Genomic DNA, 25011 nt, shown 5'->3' on the forward strand with positions numbered 1-25011 from the left:
TTCTACCACCGTCCTTGATAACTGCTCCGGCTTAGGGTGAGCCAGAGACTATCCAGCAGGTATAATACAATAATTGCGGCAGCGATAACACCAGTATCATTTACCAAAAAAACAGTAACGGCAGCGATAAGCAGTATTTTGACAGTCTGACTTATGACCTTGTCATGTACCGAAAGTTGCAACATGAGGTTGGGGCGCTTGTGTTTTAACATAATCAGGGCGGCAATGAGCAATAGCAGAATCAAGCTCCAAATGGAGTGATAAATAGTGCTTCCCAGTATTCCCAGTTTGGTTTTTATCATCGCCAGCAGAACGGCCAGGCCACCCCCGGAATGGAAACTGCTTATAGCTTTGCCGGCATGGGACGGGGTAGGATTAAGCAGAGCATCCAGTTGGGCTACGGCGAATACGGCCATTATAGCCAGAAAAAGGATTAATAAGATTTTAAAGAGCGAAATTTTATGACCTCTGACTATAACGTAGAAGAAGCCCATGCTTACTACTGCCGTTATAAATCCACCCATGTTAGTACCGAAACTGGGGTGACCGATGGCGACACTGACCACGATTAACGGCAATAATCCCATTAATGCCTGGTGTGAAGGCTTAAGTGACAAATGTTTCAGCTTATCCAGCAGCAGTAAAGAGGATATTATAGTACAGGCCAACAGTATTCCCATATAATCATTCCCAATTCCGTAAAAGCGTCCCCCGGCAATAGCATCGGAGCCCAGGGGCGATACCAGCATCAATCTGGAGCCGGTAAATGAATCGAATGCCAGCAGTATGGCGGTAGTTAAGGTAAGAAACAGCAAGGCATCAAACGGGTCCTTAAATAAGAAGTGCACCAGAGCTGCCATTAGCATAGCTGAGCCGAAACTGAGCAGCATAACCCACCCTAGTGAAAAATATTGGCTAAAGCTGATGAACAAGAATACCAGAGGCATACTTAAGGCGCAATATACCGTATAATTTACATGGCGGAAGAATTCTTTGCGGCCGGCAATGAAGGCCAGGGCTCCGACTGCGATTCCCAGCACCGCAAAAAACATGAACATATAATGCAGCGGATTGCGGCTTACCCGTAATTGAGTAAACAGGTTTACCTGCTGATCAAGTTTTTGCAGGCTGTTGTCTGATTTGATAGTACTTATTCCGCGGACAGGGTAATTATGCTCCAGAAAGGAAAATACCGTGGGTTTGAGGTCAGCGTTACTGACCAGGCCGGGACGACGGGTAGTAGCGGAGGTCAGCAAGCCTGGTTCTGACCCCGGGGTGTATATGATGGCTGGGGTAAGGCCAAAATTGCCTGCAGCCAGCATCTCTTTATTGGGGTTGGGAGAAAGTATGATCAGCATAGTTTTTTCCATATTTATACTGTTGATTATCCTGCCCAGCAGAAGGTCATTTCTTTCCACCGCATTTTTACGTTGCTCCACCACTATATAATCAGAGGTGTTTTCCCGGTTCGTTTCCACTCTGCTGGTATCTCCCAGGTCCATAACGAGTATATCGGCGACTGCCAGCAGGCGCTGCATATTGTCTATAATCTGGTCATGGTTGCTTTGCAGGCCCCCGGGGCTGGACGGGTTAACCTCCAGCAGATCCTGGCTGACATTGCCCTGGGGAACGATGCCTTTTTCATCCATAGCCAGTATAACCGAATTGCGGTTGACCAGCTGATGGGTATCGGAATTCCCCAGTACCGCTAAGCGGTAACCTAATTCGCGAGCTTCCCAACCCATGCTGCCAACCTGGTAAGGTGGGTTATAACTGCTGGCGTACTTCCTGGCAGGTTCGATAAAGAGATTGACAACCCCCTCATCAGGCGGCTTGGCCGCCGTGAAAAGAGAGAAAAGGTTAGCGGCATTCAGGGATGAAGCCGTTGAATTATCCAACAGGCCGAATACGAAATCAACTCCCTCAGTACTATTATAAGACAATCCGGCATTTTCAATAGTACCCACCCGTGCACCTGTTGCCAGGGACATATAGGAACTGGAAGGATACCTGTTTTTGGAACGGATATTCATTAATCCTGACCCGCTTTGGGACAGAAGACCGTCCAGGTTGGGGGTATGGGAATTGATAAGATCGCCGGTACCTATGTAGTCGGAAATAAGAATTACAACCTTTTTTTCATCCTGATGCCCACTCTGTCCCATTGCCGGAAAAGGGGGGACCAGGCAAAACAATGCCAGGTTAATTAAAAGTAGCGCCAGTATGCATCGCAATTTATTCATAAATGGAATTTCCTCCTGATTGAAATAGGATATTAATTTCTATTACCATGATAATCTTTCCTGCATAAGTATATATTATAGTTTAACCGGCAGGTTTTAAATCGCAATAATGCGATCTATGCTGCGCTGCTTTTCTAATATGGATTGTATTATAAATCATTGACATGTAACAGAAATATGCTAAAATTCTACATGTATCTTTTTGGGTAAGGGAGGTTTGGGATTATATCTAAAATTTGAAGGGAGGCGCATTTATTGCAGTCTTTAGGGCGACATGTGTTAGCCGAATTGTATGGCTGTCGATTCGAGGTATTGAATGATATCGAAAAAGTTGAGGATATCATGGTCAATGCCGCTTTGGAGGCTGGAGCAGAAATTAGGGAGTTTGTGTTTCACAAGTTTAGCCCTCAAGGAGTAAGCGGAGTAGTTGTGATATCAGAATCTCACCTGGCAATTCACACCTGGCCGGAATTGGGATATGCCGCCGTAGATGTGTTTACCTGCGGTGAAAAAGTAGATCCCTGGGATGCCTGCAAGTATCTGGAACATATGTTCGGTGCGAATTATGTGAGTGCATCCGAAATAAAGAGGGGAATTATACAAGACCAGGAGGAGCGCTTGGTGGCAAATATTTAGGAGGGATACTATTTTAGTAGACCGAAGACGCTTTAAAATGCAATACAGTGTTGGTTAGTGGGCCTTATTTGTTGGAAAATGCAAGTAAGGCCTTGCTTTATTTATTACTACTTGTCTTGACTGCACAATTGTGACTATAATTTAAATGCTGTGGAATTTATTATCGTACCTAATATTTTAATAAAGCACTTTAATATCTGCACTTCTATATATTTACCAGAGATTGACGCCTTTTTCATAGCTGCCTGAATTATGCAAAGGATTAAGGAAAAAAGTTTCTCGAGCAGGAACCGTCATTATTCTGTAGAATGATAGTATAGGCTCTAAGATTAGGTGAGGGGGGCAGCTTTGCTAATGAATCTCATTTTTACCAGGGACTTGAAAGCTGAACTGGCTGATCTGGAACAGGTTTTCAAGCATAGCCTTCTACCCTGGTGGGATAATATCGATAATTATGTCAATAGGCTGAAGAATGATTTTACCTGGACTATTCTTCCCCCTGTGGTTATGAGCATATATAAATACACCGGACATAATCGGCAGCTGTCGATAGCTATGTCCAACATTTTCCGCAACTGCTATCTGGCCCACCGCATCCACGCCTTGGTTAAGGACGATGAGGAAGGGCAGCAGCATGACCAGGAGTTACAGTTCAGCATTTTGATCGGCGATTATTTATTTGGCTATGTTTTAAAAGCGCTGGTTGACACCAGGGCTGACAGCCAGGTGGACGATTTTACCCAAATGATTGCTGAGGTCAACCAGGGAATGCTGGTCAAGCATAAATTAAACGGGAGTTGTGAAGAGGTGGCGGAAAAAACCAGGGCGCCGTTTTATGCAACTGCCTTTTTGACTGCCGCCCAGTTGGCAGGCTATGACCGTGAGACCTGCAAGGTATATCATAATATGGGTTTTCATTTCGGCATGTCGGTTGAACTGGGACAAGACCCGTCTTTAAAACAGCAGGCTCAGTTCCATGTTCATGAATGCGAGAAGCTTTTTATAAAACTGAACCAACGTGATAATATTGCCAACAGTAATCTGGAAAGGGCTATCCGGGATTTGCATTGTCATTTCTGCGACCTGGGAGAATTTGCCGTGGTTTGATACATCAGCAGGCAGCCAAAAGAAATAATCCACCGGTGGGGAAAACAGATGTTTTCCCTAATTATTTAGCAATAAAGTTTCTGCCTGCTATTTTCGTACGCGGCTGCGTATGCCTTGGAGTTATGGCCTCCGGCCACAAGGAGATTAGCAGGAAAACAAACGTTGAAACCGCGATACAGTGGCCGAAACGTTGAACGATGATAGAAACCGCAATCTTAGCCGTAATACAGCGGGCATCAGAAGTACCCGCAGGGTAAACATCTATAATTTCAATCGCTGTTTTGGGGGAGTGAAAAATGGCTTATAAGGATTTGCATGAGTTTGTGCAAAGGCTGGAAAAGGAAGGCGAGCTCAGAAGAATCAACGCAGAAGTGGATTCCGAGCTGGAAATAGCGGAGATCACCGATCGGGTAAGCAAAAAGCACGGACCGGCGTTATTGTTTGAAAATGTCAGGGGTTCAAGCATGCCCGTGCTGATGAATGCTTTTGGCAGTGAAAAACGTATGGCCATGAGTTTGCGGGTGGAACGATTAGATGATATAGCCGCAGAGATTATCGATATACTTCAGATTGCCGACAATGCACCCCAGTCAATGCTGGATAAAGTAAAGATTTTACCCCGCCTGGCCCAACTGTCTTCATTTATGCCCCGAATGGCCAAAAACGGATCCTGCCAGGAAGTAGTGGATGATAATCCTTCCTTGGACAAAATACCGGTACTGAAGTGCTGGCCCGGTGATGCCGGGAGGTTTATAACTTTGCCTCAGGTATACAGCAAAGACCCGGAAAACGGCAAGAGAAATGTGGGCATGTACCGGCTGCAGGTTTTTGACCGCCGGACCACCGGCATGCACTGGCATATGCACCACGACGGCGCATCTAATTATCGAAAAAATGCCAGCCGGGGCCGGGCTACGGAAGTGGCGGTGGCTTTGGGCGGGGACCCGGCTATAACCTATGCCGCAACTGCTCCTTTGCCCAAGGATATTGACGAACTTATATTTGCAGGGTTCCTGCGCCGAAAACCGGTCGACCTGGTGCGTTGCCGGACCGTAGATCTGGAAGTGCCGGCAGATGCGGAAATAGTGCTGGAAGGCTATGTCGATCCGGTGGAGCGGAGAATCGAAGGGCCCTTTGGAGATCACACCGGCTATTACTCGCTGGCGGATGAGTATCCGGTTTTTCATGTTAAGTGTATTACCCACCGTAAAAATGCCATCTATCCGGCTACAATCGTAGGTAAGCCGCCGCAGGAGGACTGCTATATGGCTCTGGCTACCGAGCGCATATTTCTGCCGCTGCTGAAATTTCAGCTTCCCGAAGTGGTGGACATGCATTTGCCCATGGAGGGGGTCTTCCATAACTGTGTACTGGTTTCCATAAAAAAGGCTTTCCCCGGTCATGCCCGCAAGGTAATGAGTTCTCTATGGGGAATGGGACAGATGATGTTTGCCAAGTTCATTGTGGTGGTGGATGAAGGTGTTAACGTACAGAATGTTTCCGAGGTGATGTGGAAGGTATTTAATAACGTCGATCCTCGCCGTGATACCATGATAGTGGAAGGCCCGCTGGATGTGCTGGATCATTCGGCCCCGCTTCCTTTCTATGGCTCCAAGATGGGCATTGATGCTACTAAAAAATGGCCGGCGGAGGGGCATAACCGGGAATGGCCGGAAGATATCAGGATGAGCGAGGAAATAATTGCTCTGGTGGATCAAAAATGGAGTGATTACGGCATTGACTAGAATCAGATATGTTTTGGACATGGTGGATTTTGGCCATACGCTGTTCGGGCTCCCTTTCGCTTATCTGGGGGCATTTCTGGCCGTCAAAGGGATGCCCGCTGTCTCCCAGCTGGTCTGGATTACTCTGGCTATGGTAGGGGCAAGGACAGCCGCGCTGTGCCTTAACCGTTTGATAGACCTGGAGATAGACCGGGCCAACCCCCGTACTTCCAACTGGGTGCTGCCTTCGGGGAAGCTTGCTCTTAACAAGGTATGGGTTATGGTTTTGCTTTCACTGGCCCTGCTTTTTTATTCTGCGGCAGAGCTCAATCCCCTTTGTTTTAAACTGGCGCCGCTGGCAGTTGTGATTTTATGGGTATACTCGTATACCAAGCGGTTTACCTGGTGGTGCCACCTTATTCTAGGACTGGCTATTGGCATCGGGCCGATAGGCGCCTGGTTTGCCATAAGCGGAACCTTCGACCTGCAGCCCCTGGTTTTAGGCCTGGCGGTTGCCTGTTGGATTGCAGGCTTTGATGCCATGTATGCCTGTCAGGATATTGAGTTTGACCGGGAGCACCAGCTTTATTCCATTCCCGCCCGTTTTGGAGAAAGGGGGGCCTTGGCCTTTTCCGCCGGATTTCATGCCTGTACCGTTGTTTTCTTAGTTATGGCCGGTATAATCCTTGAACTGGGATTTTTCTATTATGCTGGCGTGCTGTTGGCCGGAATGGTTTTGATTTATGAGCACCTGATTGTAAAACCGGGAGATTTGAGCCGGGTAAACTTTGCCTCCTTTAGAATAAACCGCTATGTGGGAATCCTGATTTTTATTGCCACCCTTATGGACATTTTTCTATGAAGCAGGAAACACTATAACAATAATTTAGAATTAATCTACCACATTGATACTCCAGAGCTTCCTGGCAGCGGCGGGACAGGAGGCTGAATCTACCCGTTGCTGTACGTGATTGCAGGCTGAGGCTGCGAAGGGTAGCGGGCGCAAGCAGGAAGTTATTAATTTCACAGGGGGATAAGCTGTTGAAGAGATTGATTCTGGCTATAACCGGAGCCAGCGGCGTGATATATGGGGTTCGCATGGCCCGGGAGCTGCTGTTAAGGGATTTCGAAGTCCACCTGATAGCCAGCGATGCTGCCTGCATCGTGCTTGACCAGGAATTAGGCTGGGACTTCACTCCCGGGCGGGAGCAGGTTTTCCGCCGCCATATTCCCGGAGATAATCTGTCCTACTATGATAATACCAATATTGCAGCCCCGGTAGCCAGCGGTTCATTTATCAGCGACGGGATGCTGGTTATGCCCTGCAGCATGTCTACCTTGTCCGCGATTGCTCAAGGCAGCGCCGCTAATTTAATAACCCGGGCAGCCGATGTAATGCTCAAGGAACGGAGACAACTGGTTCTGGTTCCCCGGGAGACGCCCCTGAATACTATACACCTGCGCAATATGCTGGCGCTGTCAGAGATAGGCGTGCAGATAGTTCCGGCCATGCCAGCTTTCTATCACCGGCCTGCAGACCTGGATGATATGGTTGCTTTTATGGTAGGCAAGGTTTTGGATTTATTTCAGGTTGAAAACCACCTGTTTGAACGTTACCGTTAAGACACAGATATTGTTGGAATCTGTCCCATTTGATTTTATAATAGAATTAATTGCGCCTCTGAGGAGAGATATATGCCTGAGCTGAAATTTTTTCAACCGATTGAAAAAGAGCTGGCCACGGTCGAGTCCTGCCTGGCTGGAAATCTTGATAGTTCCCTAAATCTTATGAACCAGGCTGCAGTACATTTGATTAAGGCCGGGGGGAAGAGGTTAAGACCAGCGTTTGCCCTGCTGGCGGCCAAGCTCTACCAGGACGAGTTGGACGAGGTGATTCCCGCTGCCGTAGCCCTGGAATTAATCCACATGGCGACTTTGGTTCATGATGACGTAATTGACGATTCATCCATACGCCGGGGTACGGAAACCGTAAAGAGCGCGTGGGGAAACCGGGTATCCATATATGCCGGCAACTATATTTTTGCCCGGGCGCTCTCATTGATATCTGCTTATCAGCGCAGTGATTTGCTGGATGTTTTGGCCCGGGCCAGCATGAAGATCTGTGAAGGCGAAATTATACAGATGCTGAGCTGCTATAATGTCAATCTTGGTCTGAAGAACTATCTGCGCCGAATCGAACGCAAGACCGCCTTATTGATATCAGTAAGCTGCGAGTTGGGGGCGATGATTTCCAATGCTCCCGCCCCTGAAATTATGGCTCTGAGAAAATACGGTTATTATCTGGGTATGGGTTTCCAGATAACGGATGATATTTTAGATATCGTTGCCGATGAGAAGATGCTGGGAAAGCCTACGGGCAGTGATATACGACAAGGGGTGATTACCCTGCCTTCGTTATATGCCTTGAGATATGACCCCCGGCGGAAAGAATTGGCACGGCTGCTGTCTTCGCCGGAAGCCTGCATAAAGGATGCCCTGCGCATTATTGAGATTGTTAGCGGTTCCGACGGCGTCGATTATGCTTATTCGGTTACCCAGCATTTTGCTTTCAAAGCTCAAAAACAACTGGACTTGCTCCCGGATGCACCCGTAAAACAAACCCTGTATGATCTGGCCGATTTTGTTTTGGCTCGAGAATTTTAAGAAAAAGGTGATAAAACGTGGCTTTAAGCGATTTGTCAGCAGAAGATAAACAGACCATAATCGAACATCTGGAAGCATTGCGGTCATCCCTCATAATAGGGGCGACAGCAATTATTATCGCAGCAATTTTCTGCTTCTACTATAGCGAACAGATTTTAGCCGTTATCACTTTACCTCTGCGCTCTTTAAATGAAAGCTTGATTGTAACCGGAGTAACCGAGGCCTTTTTTGTCAAGCTCAAGCTGTCATTTTATTGCGGTTTTGTTCTGGCATTTCCTATAGTCGTCTGGGCCCTATGGCGATTCTTGAAGCCGGCCCTGTATCCTTCGGAAAGAAAGTATGTCTATATATTCATACCGCTGGCAGTAGGGCTGTTTACGGTTGGAGTCCTGTTCGCCTATTTTGGGATCTTAAGGCTGGTTTTAAATTTCTTCATATATATTGCCGGCGAAAATCTGGACACTATGTTCAAAGTTGACCAGTATGTTTCATTTGTACTGGCATTTACGATTCCCTTCGGTCTGGTTTTCGAGTTGCCGGTGGTGGTCTTTTTCCTGAGCAAGCTGGGAATTGTACGCTACGAAGCGATGGCCCGCAATCGCAAGTATGCCCTGCTGGTTATTGTTGTGTTGGCTGCAGCGCTCACCCCGGGGCCGGATCCGATTTCGCAGATGCTGATGGCAGGTCCGGTTTACCTGCTCTATGAGATTAGCATATGGGTGTCCAAGTTTGCCAAACCTAGGAAGGTGAGGGTTGAACCCGACGAAGTCGGTGATTGAAAAGCGCATTGTTCCTGAATTTGGGGCATCTGGCTTGTCCTTTACAAAGCAATTGCTTTTTGTCATAATTACACTAAAGAATGGGTAAATTGAGGGCGGGTAATTGCTGTTGTCATGTTAAATAAAGGAGGGAAAATCTTGTTTGGGTTAATTGGAAATTTCGGCCCCTGGGAGCTAATTTTGATTCTGGTCATAGTGTTAATAATAGTAGGTCCTGGAAAACTGCCGCAGGTGGGACAATCTCTGGGCAAAGCCCTGCAGAATTTCAGGAAGGCCAAAGAAGAAGAATTTGATGAACTGGAGGAAAAAAAGGATAAATAACCGGTCTGGGTTCAGACCTTTTTTTAACAGTAATGGGCAGGGTGAAAAGATGGTGCACTTATTTCCGATATTCATCAATCTGGCCGGAAAAAATTGCCTGGTGATAGGCGGGGGCCAGGTAGCAGAGCGCAAGGTAGAGAATTTATTCAGCTATGATGCCAATATCATGGTAATTAGTCCGGAAGCTGGAGAGAACATGCGCCGGTGGTTCAATCAGGGCTTAATTGATTGGCAGGCCAGGGAGTTTATTGACAGCGATCTGGACCATGTTTTTTTGGTTTTTGTGGCCACCAATGATGTCCTGGTTAATAGGGGGATTGTCGAGCAATGCCGGCAACGGGGAATTCTGGTAAATGCGGTTGATGACCCGCCTAATTGCGATTTTTATGTACCGGCTGTGGTCCGGAGAAATTCACTGGTAGTGGGGATTTCCACTGAAGGCAAAAGCCCCATGTTCGCCAGGAAACTGCGGGAGCAACTGGAAGAGCTTATTGGTGAAGAATATGGGCAATTTGTAGATATCTTGGGGGAACAGCGCGACTATATAAAGCAGGTTATCCCTGATATAGAAACGCGCAAGAAGGTATTTCAAGCCCTAGTGGATTCCGATATTCTGGATTTGCTGAAATTGGGGGATGGAGAGAGAGTAAAGGAGCGGATGGAAGAATGTATGTCCTCCTGGCGGGACTAAATCACAGGACGGCTCCAGTAAGCATACGGGAGAGGTTTGCTTTTTGTGGAACTAGTCTTGACCATGCTTATGCGTATTTTAAAGATCAGGCTGAAATCGAAGGAACGGTAATACTCGCCACCTGCAACCGTACCGAAATATATGCAACTTCCCGCGATATTGAAAGCGGTATGAAGGTTTTAAGACAGTTTATGTCAGGTTACAGCGGGATGACTAATCAAGAATTAGAGCAATACCTTTATCAGCCCAATTGCTATCAAGCCATATCACATCTGTTTCGGGTCACAGCCGGCCTGGACTCCATGATTCTGGGAGAAGCCCAGATTTTGGGCCAGGTGAAAGATGCCTATCAGGCATCGGTTCAAGCTCATGCTTCCGATGGGGTGCTCAACTCCTTATTTCTGAAAGCCATTTACATCGGCAAGAAGGTCAGAACTGAAACCAGAATCGACCAGCGCCCCTTATCAGTCCCCTTTACTGCCGTTGAACTGGCCCGGCAGATACTGGGTGATTTACAGGGGAAAACGGTAATGGTGATTGGCGCCGGTGAAATGAGTGAACTTACTACCCAGTGTTTGATGGAAAACGGGATCCGAACGGTAATAGTATCGAACCGGTCTTATGACAAGGCTCTGGCTATGGCCAGTGCTTTTAATGGCCGCGCAGTTCGCTTTGACCTTCTGGCTTCGGAGTTGAACGAGGCTGATATTGTTATCAGCTGTACCGCTGCCAGCCATTATGTGGTTCGTGAGGATAATTGCCGACCGGTGCTGCAAGCGCGGCAGGGAAGAAAGATAATCATGATTGATATCGCCGTACCACGGGATATTGACCCGGGTTTAAAAGATATCGACGGTGTGTTTATGTATGACATTGATGATTTGCAGAACGTGGTTGATGCTAACCATCTGGAAAAACAAAAATCTATTCGTCAAGCCGAACGGATTATTGCTGCAGAGATAAGCGGCTTCAACCAATGGCTCGACAGTTTATATGTGGTTCCGGTCATAAAGGCTTTAAAGGCCCGTGGTGAAGATATTAAGCAAAAAGAGCTCAGGAGAGCTTTTAATCGATTGGGAAAAATATCCGAACAGGAAGAAAGAGTTATCAGCTCCATGGCCAACACGATTATTAACCAGCTTCTGCATTCTCCGATGATAAACCTGAAAGAAATGGCGGGCAGCAGTCAGGGGCACTTATATGCAGAAGTGGTTAAAAACCTTTTTGGTCTGCAAATCGATGTAGAGGAGCTGAATAAATATGGCACATCTGATATTGGGGAGCAGGGGTAGCAAGCTGGCCCTGCGGCAGACAGAATATGTGGCTGCTCAGCTTAAGAGGGTATGTCACGGGCTGAGAGTTGACATTAAAACCATCAGGACCACCGGGGATAAGATTCTGGATGTATCCCTCTCGCGCATAGGAGACAAGGGCCTGTTTACCAAGGAAATTGAAAAAGAACTGCTTGACGGTTCAATCGATATGGCTGTACACAGTATGAAGGATTTACCTTCTGCACTGGGTAATGGCCTTTGTCTGGGCGCCGTCCTGGAAAGGGAAAATCCCGGGGATGTTTTGCTGGCGCGCGAAGGTCTCAGCTTTGAAAATTTGCCTGCGGGTGCTGTTATAGGCACTTCCAGCCTGCGGCGCATAGCCCAGATAAGAAGGGCGCGACCCGATGTAAAACTGGTGGACATGCGGGGTAATGTGGAAACCCGTATCCGGAAAATGCAGGAAGAGAAACTGGACGGCATAGTCCTGGCTTATGCCGGAGTAAAAAGATTGGGCTTTGAAGGGCTTATAAGCGATTTTTTACCCCGCGACATAGTATTGCCAGCGGTCGGGCAGGGAGCCATAGCCGTCGAAGCCAGGGAAGAAGACAGTGATAAGCTTCAGCTTCTAAAAATGATTAATCACGATAAGACGTTTCTGGCTACCCGGGCGGAAAGATCGTTTTTACGGGTACTGGAAGGCGGCTGTCAGGTGCCGATCGGCTGTTATGCCGAAATTCGGAAAGACCACATTCTCATTGAAGGGCTGGTAGCTTCTCTCGATGGCCGCCAGGTATTTCGCGGCAGCAAAAGGGGCAGCTGCGACCAAGCCTCGCTGGTGGGGGAACAACTGGCTTTGGAATTACTGCAAATGGGTGCGGCCAAGGTTCTGGCTGATATCCGGAATACGGGAGAGTAGGATAATGAGGAAAAAAGCTTTGGTATATCTAGTGGGAGCCGGACCGGGTGATCCCGGGCTGTTTACCCTGAAAGGGAAAAAAATACTGGAAAAGGCTGAAGTCATTATCTATGACCGCTTGGTGAGCGACAGCATACTGGCGTTGGGCAATCCTGAAGCGGAATATATTTATGTGGGGAAAATCGCTGGCAAACATGCTCTTTCCCAGGATGAGATCAATGCTTTGCTGGTCGAAAAAGCAGCCCAAGGCAAGATAGTTGCACGGCTTAAAGGGGGAGATCCCTTTCTTTTCGGCCGGGGGGGGGAAGAAGCCCTTTATATAAGGGAACGTGGATATGATTTTGAAGTGGTACCGGGAATCAGTTCCGCTATTGCGGTACCGGCCTATGCCGGTATTCCGGTTACCCATCGTGATGCTGCCTCCAGCCTGGCTATCATAACCGGTCACGAGAAGCCGGATAAAGAGGTCAGCTCAATTAAATGGAAGGAACTCGCGCAGGGTACAGGCACTCTGGTTTTCCTGATGGGTGTGGAGAATCTTGAATTCATCTGCCGGCAACTGACAGCAAACGGTAGGAGCGGCAGCACTCCGGTAGCTCTGGTCAGATGGGGGACGCTTCCGTCGCAACAGGTGCTGACCGGTACGCTCGAAGATATAAACATCAAGGCAAGGGAGGCTTCGTTTAAGCCGCCGGCCGTTATTGTTGTAGGCGATGTAGTAAAACTGCGTCCTGAACTGAAGTGGCTGGAGTACAAGCCCCTCTGGGGCAAAAGAATAGTGGTTACCAGGGCGAGGGCGCAGGCCAGCCGACTGGTGGAAGAAATAAATGAACTGGGAGGAGAGGCTATCGAGTTTCCTTCCATAATTATTAAGGCGGAGGAAGACCTCAGCGGCCTGCACAACGCTTATCAGCATCTGGACAGCTACGATTGGATTATATTTACCAGTGTTAATGCTGTCGACCTATTCTTTGCGCAGATGAAAAATGAAGACATCGATATTCGCTTCTTGCACGGCATTAACCTCTGCGCTATTGGCCCGGCCACCAGAGACAGCCTGCAGGACAAAGGCCTCAAAGTAGACCTGGTGCCGGAGGAATACAGGGCTGAAGGCATACTGAAGGAACTGGGAAACAAAGTCAAAAAGGGGCAATGGGTACTTTTACCGCGTGCCCGGGGGGCCAGAAGAATATTGCCGGAGACTCTCCGGCAGTGGGGGGTTCATGTAAATGAAGTTATACTCTATGAGTCTGTACCTGATATGCGGATAGGCAAGACCAGAATGACCGAAATAATTGAGGACGGGATAGATTACTTAACTTTTACCAGTTCGTCAACGGTCAGTAATTTTGTTAGAATGGTGGGGAAGGATAAAGTTTTAAGCCTGAATAACAAGACCAGGGTTGCCTGTATAGGGCCAGTTACGGCGGAGACGGCCAAATCCCACGGCTTTAAGGTGGATGTTACAGCCCGGGAATATACTATCAATGGCCTCCTGACAGCAATTATAGATGACAGCCGTAATAGATAATTTACCAGGGAGAGGGAGGTTTATAAAATATGATTGGGTGTACTAAATTACTATGCGGTACGGCAACCGTCTCTGATGTTATAAAATACAGCGGTCAGCAAAATCTGCCGCCGCAGCTGCTCCAGTTTTCAGACAGCAATCGCCCGCTGGTGGTATGGAATGTAACCAACCGCTGCAACCTGCGCTGCAAGCATTGCTATATCAATGCCGAGGATCAGCAGTACAGAAACGAATTAACGACGGAAGAGGCCATAATATTTATTAAAGACCTGGCTGCCATGAAAGCGCCGGTATTGCTTTTTTCCGGCGGTGAACCCCTGATCCGCAAGGATATTATGGAATTAGGCGGATTGGCTGCCGAGCTGGGTTTGCGCCCCGTTATATCCAGTAACGGCACTCTCATTGATGACGATATGGCTCTAAAGATTAAGCAGGCCGGATTTCAATATGTAGGCATCAGTATCGATGGAGCCCCTGCTACCCATGATGATTTCAGGAATCGCCCCGGAGCCTTTGCGGATGCGTTAAAGGGTGTTAAAGCCTGCATGAAAAATGGGGTTAAGACGGGTATACGCTTTACCGTCAACAAATTGAATCAGGCCGACTTGCCGGAGATATTTAATATTATTGAGAGAGAATCCATACCCCGCTTTTGTATGTATCACCTGGTGTATGCGGGAAGGGGAGAACAAATGGCGGAGCTTGATACCGATCGGGAAGAGAAAAGAGCCATTCTGGAAATGGTCAGCCGCAAGACCATAGAACTTTACCGCCGTGGAGTTGAAGTGGAAATTCTGACCACCGACAATCACGCCGACGGCATTTACCTGTATAACTATATTAAAAAGCATCAGCCGGAACGGGCCGACGAAATCATCCGGCTTCTGCAGATGCACGGCGGCTGCTCAGCCGGAACCAAATTCGCCAATGTCGATCCCCAGGGTAATGTCCACCCCTGCCAGTTCTGGCAGGACTATACGGTAGGCAATGTTCGGGAAAAACCGTTTAGTCAGATCTGGACTTCGGATGATGAACTGATGATAAAGCTGCGGGTAAAAGAAAAACACGTCAAGGGGAAATGTGGCGCCTGTGATTTCAAAAGCCTGTGTTCAGGCTGCCGGATAAGGGCACGAGCTGTTTATGGCGACCTCTGGGCGGAAGATCCGGCGTGTTATCTGAGGGAAGAAGAGATTTCCGGGAGTATGGTCCGGGGAACCGCAGAATAGGAGTCGATAGTATGCTGGTATCATGGAATACAACCAATCAATGCAATATGTTTTGCGACCATTGCTACCGGGAAGCCGGTGCCCGGCTGGCGGACGAACTGAATACCGGGCAGGCCAAAAAGCTTATCCGGGAAATTAAAAAAGCCGGCTTCCGCATTATGATTTTTAGCGGCGGAGAGCCTCTTATGCGGGAGGATATTTACGAACTCGGGGCCTATGCCGCCCAACAGGGCCTAAGGGCGGTACTGGGAACCAATGGTACCCTGATCAGTCCCGAAGCGGCGGCCAAGCTGAAAAAGGCAGGCTTTATGGCTGCCGGGGTGAGTCTGGACAGCCTGGATGCAGGAAAAAATGATTCCTTCCGCAAGCTGGATCGGGCTTATGAACTTACCTTGAAGGGTATGGAAAACCTTAGAGCTGCAGGTGTCCCGTTTCAGATCCATACCACCGTTATGGACTGGAATGTTAATGAACTGGAGAGTATTACCGACTTTGCGGTGGAGATTGGCGCCATGGCGCATCATATCTTTTTCCTGGTACCGACCGGACGAGCAGTAAATATAGAGGATGAGGCCTTGAAGGTGGCGGAATATGAAAAGACTATCGCCCGTTTGATGGAGAAGCAGAAGCAGGTCGATATTGAAATAAAACCTACCTGCGCCCCCCAGTTTATGCGGGTGGCAGATAAAAAAGGGATACCGGTGCGTTTTTCCCGCGGATGTCTGGCAGGTATCAGCTATTGTATCGTAAGTCCCCGGGGGGATGTTCAGCCTTGTGCCTATATGGATATTCGCCTGGGTAATGTTAAAGACGAGCCCTTTGATGTAATTTGGCATGAAAACACTCTGCTGAAGGAGTTGCGCACCACTGAATATAAAGGCAAATGCGGGGCTTGTGATTATAACGATCGCTGCGGGGGATGCCGGGCCCGAGCCTATTATTACAGCGGCGGTGATTATATGGCTGAAGACGAATGGTGCCTTTACCGGCCTAAAGGATGTGAAGGTCATGGATAGTCTGGATAGGTTGGATTGCAAGCTTCTCGATATTATGCAAAACGATTTTCCTCTTAGCCCCCGTCCCTACCTGGATTTGGCTGAAAGGTTGAACATCGGCGAGACTGAGGTATTAGAGCGTATTCGGCGCATGAAAAAAGATGGGGTTATCAGGCGGACCGGCGCTATCTTGGATTCGCGCCGAATGGGTTATTATTCTACCCTTTGCGCCTGTAAGGTTGAAGCCGAACGTATAGATGAAGTAGCCGGGGTGATAAACGCCCGGAAGGGCGTAACTCATAACTATGTGCGTGATCATCGGTATAATGTCTGGTTTACTTTGACTGTCTCCTCATATGAAGAGGCAATGACCACTATATATGATATTGAGAAATCTACCGGGGTTAAGGTTCTTTCCATGCCGACATTAAAACCGTACAAGATTAAAGTAAGCTTAAATATGGGAGATAGCCATGAAGATTAGTGACCTGGATCGAGAGATAATTAATTTTATTCAGGGTGATATTCCGCTGGAGCCCCGTCCTTTTTTATCCCTGGCGCAAAGTCTTAATTTAAGCGAGGATGAAATAATTACCCGTATCAGGCACTGGCAGGAACGTGGTATAATAAGACGATTTGCCACCATACTGGCTCATTACCGGGCTGGTTTTACCGCCAATGCCATGGTGGCCTGGAAAGTCGAAGCGGAGGACGCCGACCAGGTAGGAATGATAATGGCTTCCTATGATCAGGCAAGTCACTGCTATCTGAGGGATGTGCCCGAGGAATTCGGATACAACTTTTTCACCATGATACATGCCGGCAGCGACGAGCAGATGGAAAGACTGGTGGAAGATATGGCTTGGCAGACAGGCGTTAAGGATTATATTATTATCAGGAGTGTCCGGGAACTGAAAAAAGTTAGTATGGAATATGAATTATAATTCCGCGTTCCTTGCATTTCCTGTATTCCGCACCGAAAGAAAGCAGAGGGCCTTTTTACGGGTCGTACCCTTCGGACGTTAAGGGTTAGGCAACGTATTTTAGGTATATTTAAAATTGCGGGTAAATACCGATTATAAGGAGAAATAAAAAATGGCGAGGGAAAAATCTGAACAGCTGTTTGCCAGGGCTCAGTGCTTAATACCAGGCGGGGTAAACAGTCCGGTCAGGGCCTTCAAGGCGGTAGGCATGAATCCGGTGTTTATCAAAGCTGGAAAAGGCTCTAAAATCTATGATGCAGACGGAAATGAATATATCGATTATGTAGGTTCATGGGGCCCTTTAATTCTGGGCCATAGTCATCCTGAAGTAATAGAGGCCATATGCCAGGCCGCACAACGGGGAACCAGTTACGGGGCTCCCTGTGAAGGGGAACTCGAGCTGGCCGAGCTTATAACCAAAGCCATGCCGTCAATAGAGAGAATACGTATGGTTAATTCCGGAACCGAGGCCACCATGAGCGCCGTCAGGCTGGCACGCGCCTATACCGGAAGAAATAAGATAATCAAGTTTGAGGGCTGCTACCACGGACATGCCGATGCTTTTTTGCTTAAGGCCGGTTCCGGTCTTTTGACTGCAGGTGTTCCCAGCAGTCCGGGCGTTCCGGAGGCGGTTGTGCAGGATACCCTGATTGCCCGGTACAATGACCTGGAGTCGGTTAAAAAACTGTTTAAAGAGTGGGGCCGGGATATAGCTGCGGTAATCGTTGAGCCCATTGCCGGCAATATGGGGCTGGTGCTTCCTGATGGGGAATTTCTAAAAGGATTGCGCAGCATTACTGAATTTAATGGCAGTCTGTTAATATTTGATGAAGTAATAAGCGGTTTTCGTCTTTGCTATGGCGGGTTCCAGAACTACTGCAATATAGCTCCCGATCTGACCACCCTGGGCAAAATAATCGGGGGGGGATTACCGGTCGGGGCTTATGGCGGCCGGAAAGATATTATGGAGCGGGTAGCTCCCAGCGGAGACGTGTACCAGGCGGGAACCCTTTCCGGAAATCCTCTGGCCATGGCTGCCGGAGCTGCCACTCTGCGCATACTTAAGGACAGCGACTGGTACGACCGCCTGGAAGTAATGACTTATGTCCTGACCACCCAGGTAAAAAGCGCTTTTGAGGACCATGATCTTTATTACAGCGTAAACCGGCTGGGCTCGATGTTTTGTGTTTTCTTTACCAATGAAGAGGTTCACTGCTATGAAACGGTAATGAACTGCGACACCCGAAAATATGCGGAATTCTACCGTGAATTGCTAAAAGAGGGCGTATACCTGCCCCCGGCTCAGTTTGAAGTTAGCTTCCTATCGTGTGCCCATGATTTGGACGATATAGAGAAAACCGTAGCTGCAGTTAACCGGGCTTTGGAGAGGATTATCTAAAGACGGTGCTGAACACCTTCTCCTAATTATTTTACAAATGCCTCCGGGGGGGATTTTGCTTGGAAAATGACTGGGATTTATTTATACGTAAATTTGAAACTCTCAGTAAAATCGACCTGAAATCATATAAAAGACCGCAGATGGAGAGGCGTATCAATAGTTTTATGCGCACTGTGAATGCGGGTGATTATAAGAGTTTTATCGACCTGTTAGGCAGTAATCGAGAAGTATATCGGAAATTTTTAGACCATATAACCATCAATGTATCAGAGTTTTTTCGTAATACCAATCATTGGGAGATAATGGAGAAGCAGATTACCCCGGTTCTGCTTAAAGACAATAAAAAATTGAGAATCTGGAGCGCCGGTTGTTCGACGGGTGAAGAAGCTTATTCACTGGCTATGATGTGCAGTGAAAGCCATATTGATTTAAGCGACCCTATCCTGGCCACGGATATCGATAATGAAGTGCTGGAGAAGGCGGCTCTGGGCATTTATTCCGGTAAGGCAGTGCAATCGTTGCCATCTAGTTACCTGGAGAAATACTTTGTACCGGAGGGCAGCTTTTACCGCATTAAGGACAATCTTAAAAAAATGGTTCGGTTTCAGCAGCAGGATTTGCTTAAAGACAGCTTCGGACGAGCTTTTGACCTCATACTGTGCCGCAATGTGGTAATATATTTCACTGAGGAGAGCAAGCAGAGGCTGTATCGGAAATTTTGCGATGCCCTGCGTCCCGGGGGGGTTCTCTTCATCGGGAGTACGGAACAGATATTTCAAGCCCGGGAACTGGGCTTACAGTCGATTGCCACGTTTTTCTATCAAAAAATATAGGATTGATACGAAATTAACAAAATCTTTATCATTTAACTTAAAAAAGCAGGAAAAAACACATCAACATCGAACGTTATTATTGATATGCCTATTTTTTTTGAACTTTTAATTATATTTTTAACCCTGGCGGTAATGTTGCCGTGGGCAAAAATATATAGATCTTGATCATGGGGGTGATGGAGAGAGCTAGTTTTGCTTCTCGGTGGGTTATCTTTTTCAGTTTAAGCACAGTTAAAAACTATTAGTTGAAAAGGAGGAATGAACTTGAAGGTTCTAGTATGTGTTAAGCAAACATTTGACACAGAGGCCAAAATTGAATTAAAGGATGGCAAAATCGCCGACGCTGGTATTAATCTGATTATTAATCCTTATGACGAAGTAGCAGTTGAAGGTGCTATCCAGTTGAAGGAAAAGGGCGTAGCCAAGGAAATAGTGGTTGTTTCCGCTGGTTCTGACAAGGCTATGGACGCCATCCGCACCGCTCTTGCCATGGGCGCAGACAGGGGCATACTGGTTACTCAGGACACAGGTGCCGATGAATATGCCCGGGCAGTTGCCTTGGCCGCTGCTATCAAAGACGAGAATCCGGATCTGGTACTGGCAGGCCATGTCGCTGCTGATGACGGCTCTTCCCAGGTTCCCACCCGCATCGCAGAAATCCTTGGCTTACCTCATGTAAACGTTATAACCAGCCTGGATATCGCCGGCGGCAAGGCTGTTGCCGCCAGTGAAGCTGATGGCGGAACTCAAATAACCGAAGTTAGCCTGCCTGCAGTAATATCCAGTCAGGTAAGCTGGAACGAACCCCGTTATCCTTCCATGAAGGGTATCATGCAGGCCAAGAAAAAACCGGTGGCTACAGTTGCTGCTGCTGCGGCTGACAATAAAGTAACCATAGTTGAGTATTCTTTACCGGCAGCAAAACAAGCCGGCATCAAGATCGAAGAAGACCCCGATGTAGCTGCTGCCAAGCTGGCCGACTGGATGAAGAACGTTGTTAAAATAGAAATAAAATAATTATGAATAAGTTTTTACTTATTATATAAGGAGGGTAATCGATGGCAGGAACATGGGTATTTGTAGAACAAAGAGATGGGAATATCCGTAAAGTAACATTCGAAATGCTCACAGAAGCTAAGAAATACGGTGATGAAGTAAGTGCCGTTGTTTTCGGTAAGGGTGTTAAAGGCCTGGCTCCGGAATTTGCCAAATTCGGTGCGGATAAAGTATACGTTGTCGAAGGCGACATATTTGCAGATTATAATACGGGCGCCTATGTAGCCCAGATGGTGGCTATGATAAATGAGTTTAAGCCCAACGCAGTTCTGTTTGCCCACAGCTTTAACGGCAGGGATTTTGCTTCCCGCCTGGCTCAGAAATTGGAAGCAGGATTGGCAACTGACGTTATTGCCGCTGAAATCAGTGCGGGCAAGGGCGTATTCACAAGGGCTATTTACGCTGGTAAAGCCTTGGCCAAGGCAGAAGTTACAACCAGTCCTATACTGGCAACTATTCGCCCGGGCGTATTCGGCGTAGCCGAAGGTGCCGGTGCCGGTGCAGTGGTAGAACCCGCTGTTGCCGCCAGTGCAGGCGATGTTTATCAGGTAGTCAAAGAATTCAAGCCCACGGTTTCAGCTCGTCCGGAACTGACCGAAGCTGAAGTTGTGGTATCCGGCGGCCGCGGATGCAAAGGCCCCGAAGGAATCAAAATTGTCGAAGAATTCGCTGACCTGCTAGGAGCTGCAGTCGGCGGATCACGTGCCTCCATTGATTCCGGCTGGCTGGGACATGAACTCCAGGTAGGGCAAACCGGCAAGGTAGTTAACCCCAACCTCTATGTTGCTTGCGGTATTTCCGGAGCTATCCAGCATCTGGCGGGCATGTCTTCCTCCAAGTTTATAGCTGCGGTTAACACTGATACCGAAGCTCCTATATTTAACGTATCCGATTTTGGCGTTGTCGGCGACTTGTTCAAGGTTGTTCCTCTTCTGGTTGCTGAACTGAAGAAGTAGTTGGCCTCCGTCGGGAATGGTGTTTACTGGGTATACTTATGTATATCCAGTAAATTACCTGGTTGTGTTTTTGAGGAGGGAATGAATCGATGATTTTTGGCTTTGAAAAATTACAAGGCGGCTATGATGTCCCGATGCGGGTAGTCGGGGCCAATGTTCCCTACGAATGGCTTATTTATATTTTAATGTTTATCCCCATAGGAATTTTTCTTTACGGTTTTTATAAGAGGGCGAGGGTATGGTATCTGGCCAAGGGAGAGTTGCATCGAAATGACAAGGCTGGTGCCCGTATTGTCTCCTGGTTGGTTTTCAGCTTTGCTCAGGCCAGAGTTATTCGTAAGCCATTGGCCGGTTGGATGCACGCCTTCCTGTTTTGGGGATTCCTGGTATTGGCCTTGGCAGCGGGTGTGGATGCTTCCCATTTCTGGTTGGGCTGGCCGCATATCGAAGGGTCTTCCTATATCGGCTTTTCAGCTGTAGTTGATATACTTGGCTTGTTAGCCCTGATTGGTATCCTGGTTCTGGCAGCAATCAGATATATACAGAAACCGGAGCGTCTCAATGATACCCGGGCTGAAGACGGTTGGATGATTCTGTTGATATTCGTTATTCTGCTTACCGGTTACTTTATTGAAGGTTTAAGAATATCTGCTCAAATCCAAATGTCAGCCACCCTGGATCAGATTGCCTACGAACAGCTGGCATCTCCTATAGGCTGGCTCTTTGCTAGCCTTTTTGGCGGTATGACCGTCGATTCCGCTCTAATGTGGCACCGTATTCTCTGGTGGTTCCACATGGCTATTGCATTCGCTTTTATAGCCCTTGTCCCTTTTACCAAGCTGTGGCATATTTTTGCCAGCATGCTGAACTATGCTTTCCGCGATCTCGAACCGTCCGCCTGCCGTATGGTATACAATATTGAGGAAGCTACTTCGTTTGGGGTAGAGAACATCGAAGAATTTGGCTGGAAGGATCTGCTTGACCTGGATGCCTGTATCCGTTGCGGAAGGTGTCAGGAGAACTGTCCCGCATTTAACACCGGTAAACATCTCAATCCTAAAGTCACCCTTATTCAGGCCATGAAAAATCACCTGGATGCCAAAGCTCCGTATCTCTTAGAGGCTAAAGCCGGTGGAGCGGCTGAGGTGGAAGAAATGGCGATGACGGAAGAAGCAGAGGCCACCAATCCCATGGAAGCCAGCCTGATTTATGATATTGTTACTACTGACGTTATATGGGATTGCACCAACTGCCGGGCATGTATGGAACATTGCCCCATGTTTATAGAGCACATTCCCAAAATAATCGAAATGCGCCGTAACCTGGTTATGTGGCAGGGCGATATGCTGGGTGAAGCCCAGATGGCCTTTACTAATATGGAGCGCAATTACAATCCCTGGGGGGTAGGTTGGGCTAATCGCGCCGGGTGGTTGACGGAAAGAGGCGTTAGAGAAATGGTAAACCTCTTACCGGAAGACGGCAAAGAATTTGAATATCTGCTTTATGCCGGTTGTGCAGTATCCTTTGATGACAGATATAAGAAGGTTGGCGAAGCGCTGGTCAGACTGCTTGATAAGGCCGGGGTAAGCTTTGGTTATCTGGGCACCGAGGAGTACTGCTGCGGAGACTCGGCTAGAAGATTAGGCAACGAGTACCTTTATCAGACCTTGGTGCAGCAGAATCTGGAGTCCTTTAATAACTATGGCGTCAAGAAGATCATAGTCGTTTGCCCCCATGGTTACACTGCCCTGAAAAACGAATATCCGCAAATGGGTGGAAACTTCGAAGTTTACCACTATACTGAAATTTTGGCCAAGTTAATAGCCGAAGGTAAGCTTAAAGCCAATAAATCCTTGGCTGCCAAGATAACTTATCATGATTCCTGCTTCCTGGGACGCCATAACAACGTATATGAGCAGCCCAGAACGGTTCTTAAGACGGCAGGATGCAATGTAGTTGAGATTGAAAAAGGCAAGAATTTTGGTTTCTGCTGTGGTGCCGGCGGCGGACGCATGTGGCTGGAGGAAGAAGCAGTAGAAGGCTACAAACGTATCAATGATACCAGAACTGACCAACTGCTGGTTCCCGAGCCAGAAATGATAGTAACCAACTGTCCTTTCTGCCTTACCATGATATCTGACGGAGTAAAAGCAGCAGAAAAAGAAGAACAGACCAAAGTGTTTGATGTTGCCGAAATACTTTGGAAGGCTATGGAATAACAACCAACCATAAAAAGGGAACCCTGCTCAAGGGTTCCCTTTTTTATAGAATGAATTGTTGATTTTCTAATAGAATTAGGTTAGTTTATTAGAGCAAAAGAAATATTTTATGAGGAAGGGGGTTAAGGTGTCTGAGCTCATTTTAGAGCCTGGAGGTTTTAATATAATATATTAAGGTTTAGGGGGTAGTGGATTAATGTCAAGAGAAGTTGTGCTGGTTGGAGCTTGCAGAACCCCGGTAGGTACATTTGGCGGAGCCCTTAAGGATACCCCGGTAGTGAACCTGGGTAAGGTAGTTATGGCCGAAGCCCTGAAGCGGGCTGGGATTAAAGGCGAGCAGGTGGATGAGGTAATATTCGGCTGTGTTCTCCAGGCCGCCCAGGGTCAGAACGTTGCCCGGCAGGCTATGATCCATGCCGGTATTCCTCAGGAAACAACCGCATTCACCATCAACAAAGTTTGCGGTTCCGGCTTAAGAGCCGTCAGCCTGGCGGCCCAGGTGATAAAAGCCGGCGATGCCGATATCGTCCTGGCGGGCGGCATGGAAAACATGAGCGCCGCTCCTTTTGCCCTGGACAAAGCCCGCTACGGCTATCGCATGAACAACGGCACCCTGGTCGACGTTATGATCAAAGACGGGCTGTGGGAAGCCTTCAATGGCTATCACATGGGAATTACCGCTGAAAACGTCAATGACCTTTACGGCATTACCCGGGAAGAACAGGATCAGTTCGGTTTCCAGAGCCAGGAAAGAGCTGCCGCCGCCATTGCTTCCGGCAGATTCAAAGATGAAATAGTACCGGTAGTCATTCCCGGCAAAAAAGGCGACCTGGTATTCGACACGGATGAACATCCGCGCCAGTCTACCCTGGACAAAATGGGCGGACTGAAGCCGGCCTTCAAAAAAGACGGCAGTGTAACCGCGGGCAATGCCTCCGGTATCAACGACAGTGCCGCCGCCGTAATCGTTATGTCCAAAGAAAAAGCTGATGAACTGGGTATCAAGCCCATGGCCAGAGTAATAAGCTACGCTTCCGGCGGAGTTGACCCCAAAATCATGGGAGTAGGGCCGGTACCGGCTACCCGCAAAGCTTTGGAGAAAGCCGGACTGACCGTGGACGACCTGGACCTGATTGAAGCCAACGAAGCCTTTGCGGCGCAATCCATAGCCGTAGCCCGGGAATTGGGCTGGGCGAACAAAATGGATAAAGTCAACGTCAACGGCGGCGCTATCGCCATAGGCCATCCGATCGGGGCTTCCGGCGCCAGAATACTGGTCACTCTCCTGTATGAAATGCAGAAGCGCGAATCCAGGTACGGCCTGGCTACCCTGTGCATAGGCGGCGGTATGGGAACTGCCTTGATTGTAGAGAGAATCTAGCCGGGAAAGGGCAGAGCACGAATATATTTTATTAGAAACTGTAATAACTAGATAAAGGAATTTTATCTAAAAATGGG

The 25011-nt window shown here is 47.9% G+C and carries 23 protein-coding genes; 22 read left to right on the forward strand and 1 reads right to left on the reverse strand.

Translation table 11 applies throughout. The features are described 5' to 3' along the window. Positions 1 to 2 precede the first annotated feature (2 nt). Entirely contained in the window at positions 3 to 2243 is a 2241-nt protein-coding gene (locus ACU70B_RS05585) for an alkaline phosphatase family protein (protein ID WP_447185360.1), read from the reverse strand. A 255-nt stretch (positions 2244 to 2498) separates the two neighbouring features. Between ACU70B_RS05585 and speD the strand changes: the two genes are divergently transcribed. The 22 genes from speD to ACU70B_RS05695 all read left to right on the forward strand — a co-directional run bounded on the left by speD (position 2499) and on the right by ACU70B_RS05695 (position 24934). Further along, complete coding sequence (speD, locus tag ACU70B_RS05590) at positions 2499 to 2879, forward strand: adenosylmethionine decarboxylase (RefSeq protein WP_447185361.1); 381 nt, start codon at positions 2499 to 2501, stop codon at positions 2877 to 2879. A 354-nt stretch (positions 2880 to 3233) separates the two neighbouring features. Beyond that, positions 3234 to 3986, forward strand: a complete 753-nt coding sequence (locus ACU70B_RS05595) for a polyprenyl synthetase family protein (protein ID WP_447185362.1) — start codon at positions 3234 to 3236, stop codon at positions 3984 to 3986. Positions 3987 to 4282: 296 nt separating this feature from the next. After that, complete coding sequence (locus ACU70B_RS05600) at positions 4283 to 5731, forward strand: menaquinone biosynthesis decarboxylase (protein ID WP_447185363.1); 1449 nt, start codon at positions 4283 to 4285, stop codon at positions 5729 to 5731. Further along, a complete protein-coding gene (locus ACU70B_RS05605) occupies positions 5724 to 6572 on the forward strand; it encodes a UbiA-like polyprenyltransferase (RefSeq protein ID WP_447185364.1) in 849 nt (282 codons plus the stop codon). The genes ACU70B_RS05600 and ACU70B_RS05605 overlap by 8 nt, the downstream gene beginning before the upstream one ends. A 179-nt stretch (positions 6573 to 6751) precedes the next feature. Then, a complete protein-coding gene (locus ACU70B_RS05610) occupies positions 6752 to 7333 on the forward strand; it encodes a UbiX family flavin prenyltransferase (RefSeq protein ID WP_447185365.1) in 582 nt (193 codons plus the stop codon). 72 nt (positions 7334 to 7405) lie between these two features. After that, positions 7406 to 8374, forward strand: a complete 969-nt coding sequence (locus tag ACU70B_RS05615) for a polyprenyl synthetase family protein (RefSeq protein ID WP_447185366.1) — start codon at positions 7406 to 7408, stop codon at positions 8372 to 8374. Between the two features lie 17 nt (positions 8375 to 8391). Beyond that, complete coding sequence (gene tatC / locus ACU70B_RS05620) at positions 8392 to 9153, forward strand: twin-arginine translocase subunit TatC (RefSeq protein ID WP_447185367.1); 762 nt, start codon at positions 8392 to 8394, stop codon at positions 9151 to 9153. 138 nt (positions 9154 to 9291) lie between these two features. Further along, the gene (gene tatA, locus ACU70B_RS05625; protein ID WP_447185368.1) at positions 9292 to 9474 is read left to right on the forward strand and encodes a twin-arginine translocase TatA/TatE family subunit; all 183 of its coding nucleotides are present in this window, start codon (positions 9292 to 9294) and stop codon (positions 9472 to 9474) included. A 49-nt stretch (positions 9475 to 9523) separates the two neighbouring features. After that, positions 9524 to 10165, forward strand: coding sequence for a precorrin-2 dehydrogenase/sirohydrochlorin ferrochelatase family protein (locus ACU70B_RS05630; protein ID WP_447185369.1), 642 nt, complete (start codon positions 9524 to 9526; stop codon positions 10163 to 10165). Then, positions 10141 to 11457 carry a glutamyl-tRNA reductase gene (gene hemA / locus ACU70B_RS05635; RefSeq protein ID WP_447185370.1) on the forward strand — a complete coding sequence of 439 codons (1317 nt, stop codon included), beginning with the start codon at positions 10141 to 10143 and terminating at the stop codon, positions 11455 to 11457. Before ACU70B_RS05630 ends, hemA begins: the two co-directional genes overlap by 25 nt. Next, positions 11426 to 12355 carry a hydroxymethylbilane synthase gene (hemC, locus tag ACU70B_RS05640; RefSeq protein WP_447185371.1) on the forward strand — a complete coding sequence of 310 codons (930 nt, stop codon included), beginning with the start codon at positions 11426 to 11428 and terminating at the stop codon, positions 12353 to 12355. The genes hemA and hemC overlap by 32 nt, the downstream gene beginning before the upstream one ends. Positions 12356 to 12359: 4 nt before the next feature. After that, the gene (gene cobA, locus ACU70B_RS05645; RefSeq protein WP_447185372.1) at positions 12360 to 13886 is read left to right on the forward strand and encodes a uroporphyrinogen-III C-methyltransferase; all 1527 of its coding nucleotides are present in this window, start codon (positions 12360 to 12362) and stop codon (positions 13884 to 13886) included. A gap of 29 nt (positions 13887 to 13915) precedes the next feature. Beyond that, positions 13916 to 15112 carry a radical SAM protein gene (locus ACU70B_RS05650; RefSeq protein WP_447185373.1) on the forward strand — a complete coding sequence of 399 codons (1197 nt, stop codon included), beginning with the start codon at positions 13916 to 13918 and terminating at the stop codon, positions 15110 to 15112. 11 nt (positions 15113 to 15123) lie between these two features. Next, positions 15124 to 16128, forward strand: coding sequence for a putative heme d1 biosynthesis radical SAM protein NirJ2 (gene nirJ2, locus ACU70B_RS05655; RefSeq protein ID WP_447185374.1), 1005 nt, complete (start codon positions 15124 to 15126; stop codon positions 16126 to 16128). Beyond that, complete coding sequence (gene ahbA / locus ACU70B_RS05660) at positions 16121 to 16591, forward strand: siroheme decarboxylase subunit alpha (RefSeq protein ID WP_447185375.1); 471 nt, start codon at positions 16121 to 16123, stop codon at positions 16589 to 16591. The genes nirJ2 and ahbA overlap by 8 nt, the downstream gene beginning before the upstream one ends. Continuing rightward, on the forward strand, positions 16581 to 17051 hold the full coding sequence (gene ahbB / locus ACU70B_RS05665; protein WP_447185376.1) for a siroheme decarboxylase subunit beta: 471 nt from the start codon (positions 16581 to 16583) through the stop codon (positions 17049 to 17051). The genes ahbA and ahbB overlap by 11 nt, the downstream gene beginning before the upstream one ends. A 151-nt stretch (positions 17052 to 17202) precedes the next feature. Further along, complete coding sequence (hemL, locus tag ACU70B_RS05670; RefSeq protein ID WP_447185377.1) at positions 17203 to 18489, forward strand: glutamate-1-semialdehyde 2,1-aminomutase; 1287 nt, start codon at positions 17203 to 17205, stop codon at positions 18487 to 18489. 59 nt (positions 18490 to 18548) lie between these two features. Further along, a complete protein-coding gene (locus ACU70B_RS05675) occupies positions 18549 to 19322 on the forward strand; it encodes a CheR family methyltransferase (RefSeq protein ID WP_447185378.1) in 774 nt (257 codons plus the stop codon). A 258-nt stretch (positions 19323 to 19580) separates the two neighbouring features. Then, complete coding sequence (locus ACU70B_RS05680) at positions 19581 to 20339, forward strand: electron transfer flavoprotein subunit beta/FixA family protein (RefSeq protein WP_447185379.1); 759 nt, start codon at positions 19581 to 19583, stop codon at positions 20337 to 20339. Between the two features lie 41 nt (positions 20340 to 20380). Beyond that, positions 20381 to 21334: an electron transfer flavoprotein subunit alpha/FixB family protein gene (locus ACU70B_RS05685; RefSeq protein ID WP_447185380.1), complete on the forward strand. Its 954-nt coding sequence runs from the start codon at positions 20381 to 20383 to the stop codon at positions 21332 to 21334. Positions 21335 to 21423: 89 nt separating this feature from the next. Continuing rightward, positions 21424 to 23553, forward strand: a complete 2130-nt coding sequence (locus ACU70B_RS05690; protein ID WP_447185381.1) for a heterodisulfide reductase-related iron-sulfur binding cluster — start codon at positions 21424 to 21426, stop codon at positions 23551 to 23553. Between the two features lie 196 nt (positions 23554 to 23749). Then, entirely contained in the window at positions 23750 to 24934 is a 1185-nt protein-coding gene (locus tag ACU70B_RS05695) for an acetyl-CoA C-acetyltransferase (RefSeq protein ID WP_447185382.1), read from the forward strand. Positions 24935 to 25011 lie beyond the last annotated feature (77 nt).

It is taken from the genome of Syntrophomonas curvata, from assembly GCF_052976825.1.

Bases quoted from the DNA above. Each gene is read 5' to 3' on its own strand.
- hemC (WP_447185371.1), top strand. From the start codon at position 11,426: ATGGCACATCTGATATTGGGGAGCAGGGGTAGCAAGCTGGCCCTGCGG.
- ACU70B_RS05615 (WP_447185366.1), top strand. From the start codon at position 7,406: ATGCCTGAGCTGAAATTTTTTCAACCGATTGAAAAAGAGCTGGCCACG.
- hemL (WP_447185377.1), top strand. From the start codon at position 17,203: ATGGCGAGGGAAAAATCTGAACAGCTGTTTGCCAGGGCTCAGTGCTTA.
- ACU70B_RS05650 (WP_447185373.1), top strand. From the start codon at position 13,916: ATGATTGGGTGTACTAAATTACTATGCGGTACGGCAACCGTCTCTGAT.
- ACU70B_RS05585 (WP_447185360.1), bottom strand. From the start codon at position 2,243: ATGAATAAATTGCGATGCATACTGGCGCTACTTTTAATTAACCTGGCA.
- ACU70B_RS05690 (WP_447185381.1), top strand. From the start codon at position 21,424: ATGATTTTTGGCTTTGAAAAATTACAAGGCGGCTATGATGTCCCGATG.
- ACU70B_RS05680 (WP_447185379.1), top strand. From the start codon at position 19,581: ATGAACTTGAAGGTTCTAGTATGTGTTAAGCAAACATTTGACACAGAG.
- ACU70B_RS05595 (WP_447185362.1), top strand. From the start codon at position 3,234: ATGAATCTCATTTTTACCAGGGACTTGAAAGCTGAACTGGCTGATCTG.
- hemA (WP_447185370.1), top strand. From the start codon at position 10,141: ATGTATGTCCTCCTGGCGGGACTAAATCACAGGACGGCTCCAGTAAGC.
- ahbB (WP_447185376.1), top strand. From the start codon at position 16,581: ATGAAGATTAGTGACCTGGATCGAGAGATAATTAATTTTATTCAGGGT.
- ACU70B_RS05600 (WP_447185363.1), top strand. From the start codon at position 4,283: ATGGCTTATAAGGATTTGCATGAGTTTGTGCAAAGGCTGGAAAAGGAA.
- ACU70B_RS05695 (WP_447185382.1), top strand. From the start codon at position 23,750: ATGTCAAGAGAAGTTGTGCTGGTTGGAGCTTGCAGAACCCCGGTAGGT.
- ACU70B_RS05685 (WP_447185380.1), top strand. From the start codon at position 20,381: ATGGCAGGAACATGGGTATTTGTAGAACAAAGAGATGGGAATATCCGT.
- cobA (WP_447185372.1), top strand. From the start codon at position 12,360: ATGAGGAAAAAAGCTTTGGTATATCTAGTGGGAGCCGGACCGGGTGAT.
- ACU70B_RS05630 (WP_447185369.1), top strand. From the start codon at position 9,524: ATGGTGCACTTATTTCCGATATTCATCAATCTGGCCGGAAAAAATTGC.
- ahbA (WP_447185375.1), top strand. From the start codon at position 16,121: ATGGATAGTCTGGATAGGTTGGATTGCAAGCTTCTCGATATTATGCAA.
- nirJ2 (WP_447185374.1), top strand. From the start codon at position 15,124: ATGCTGGTATCATGGAATACAACCAATCAATGCAATATGTTTTGCGAC.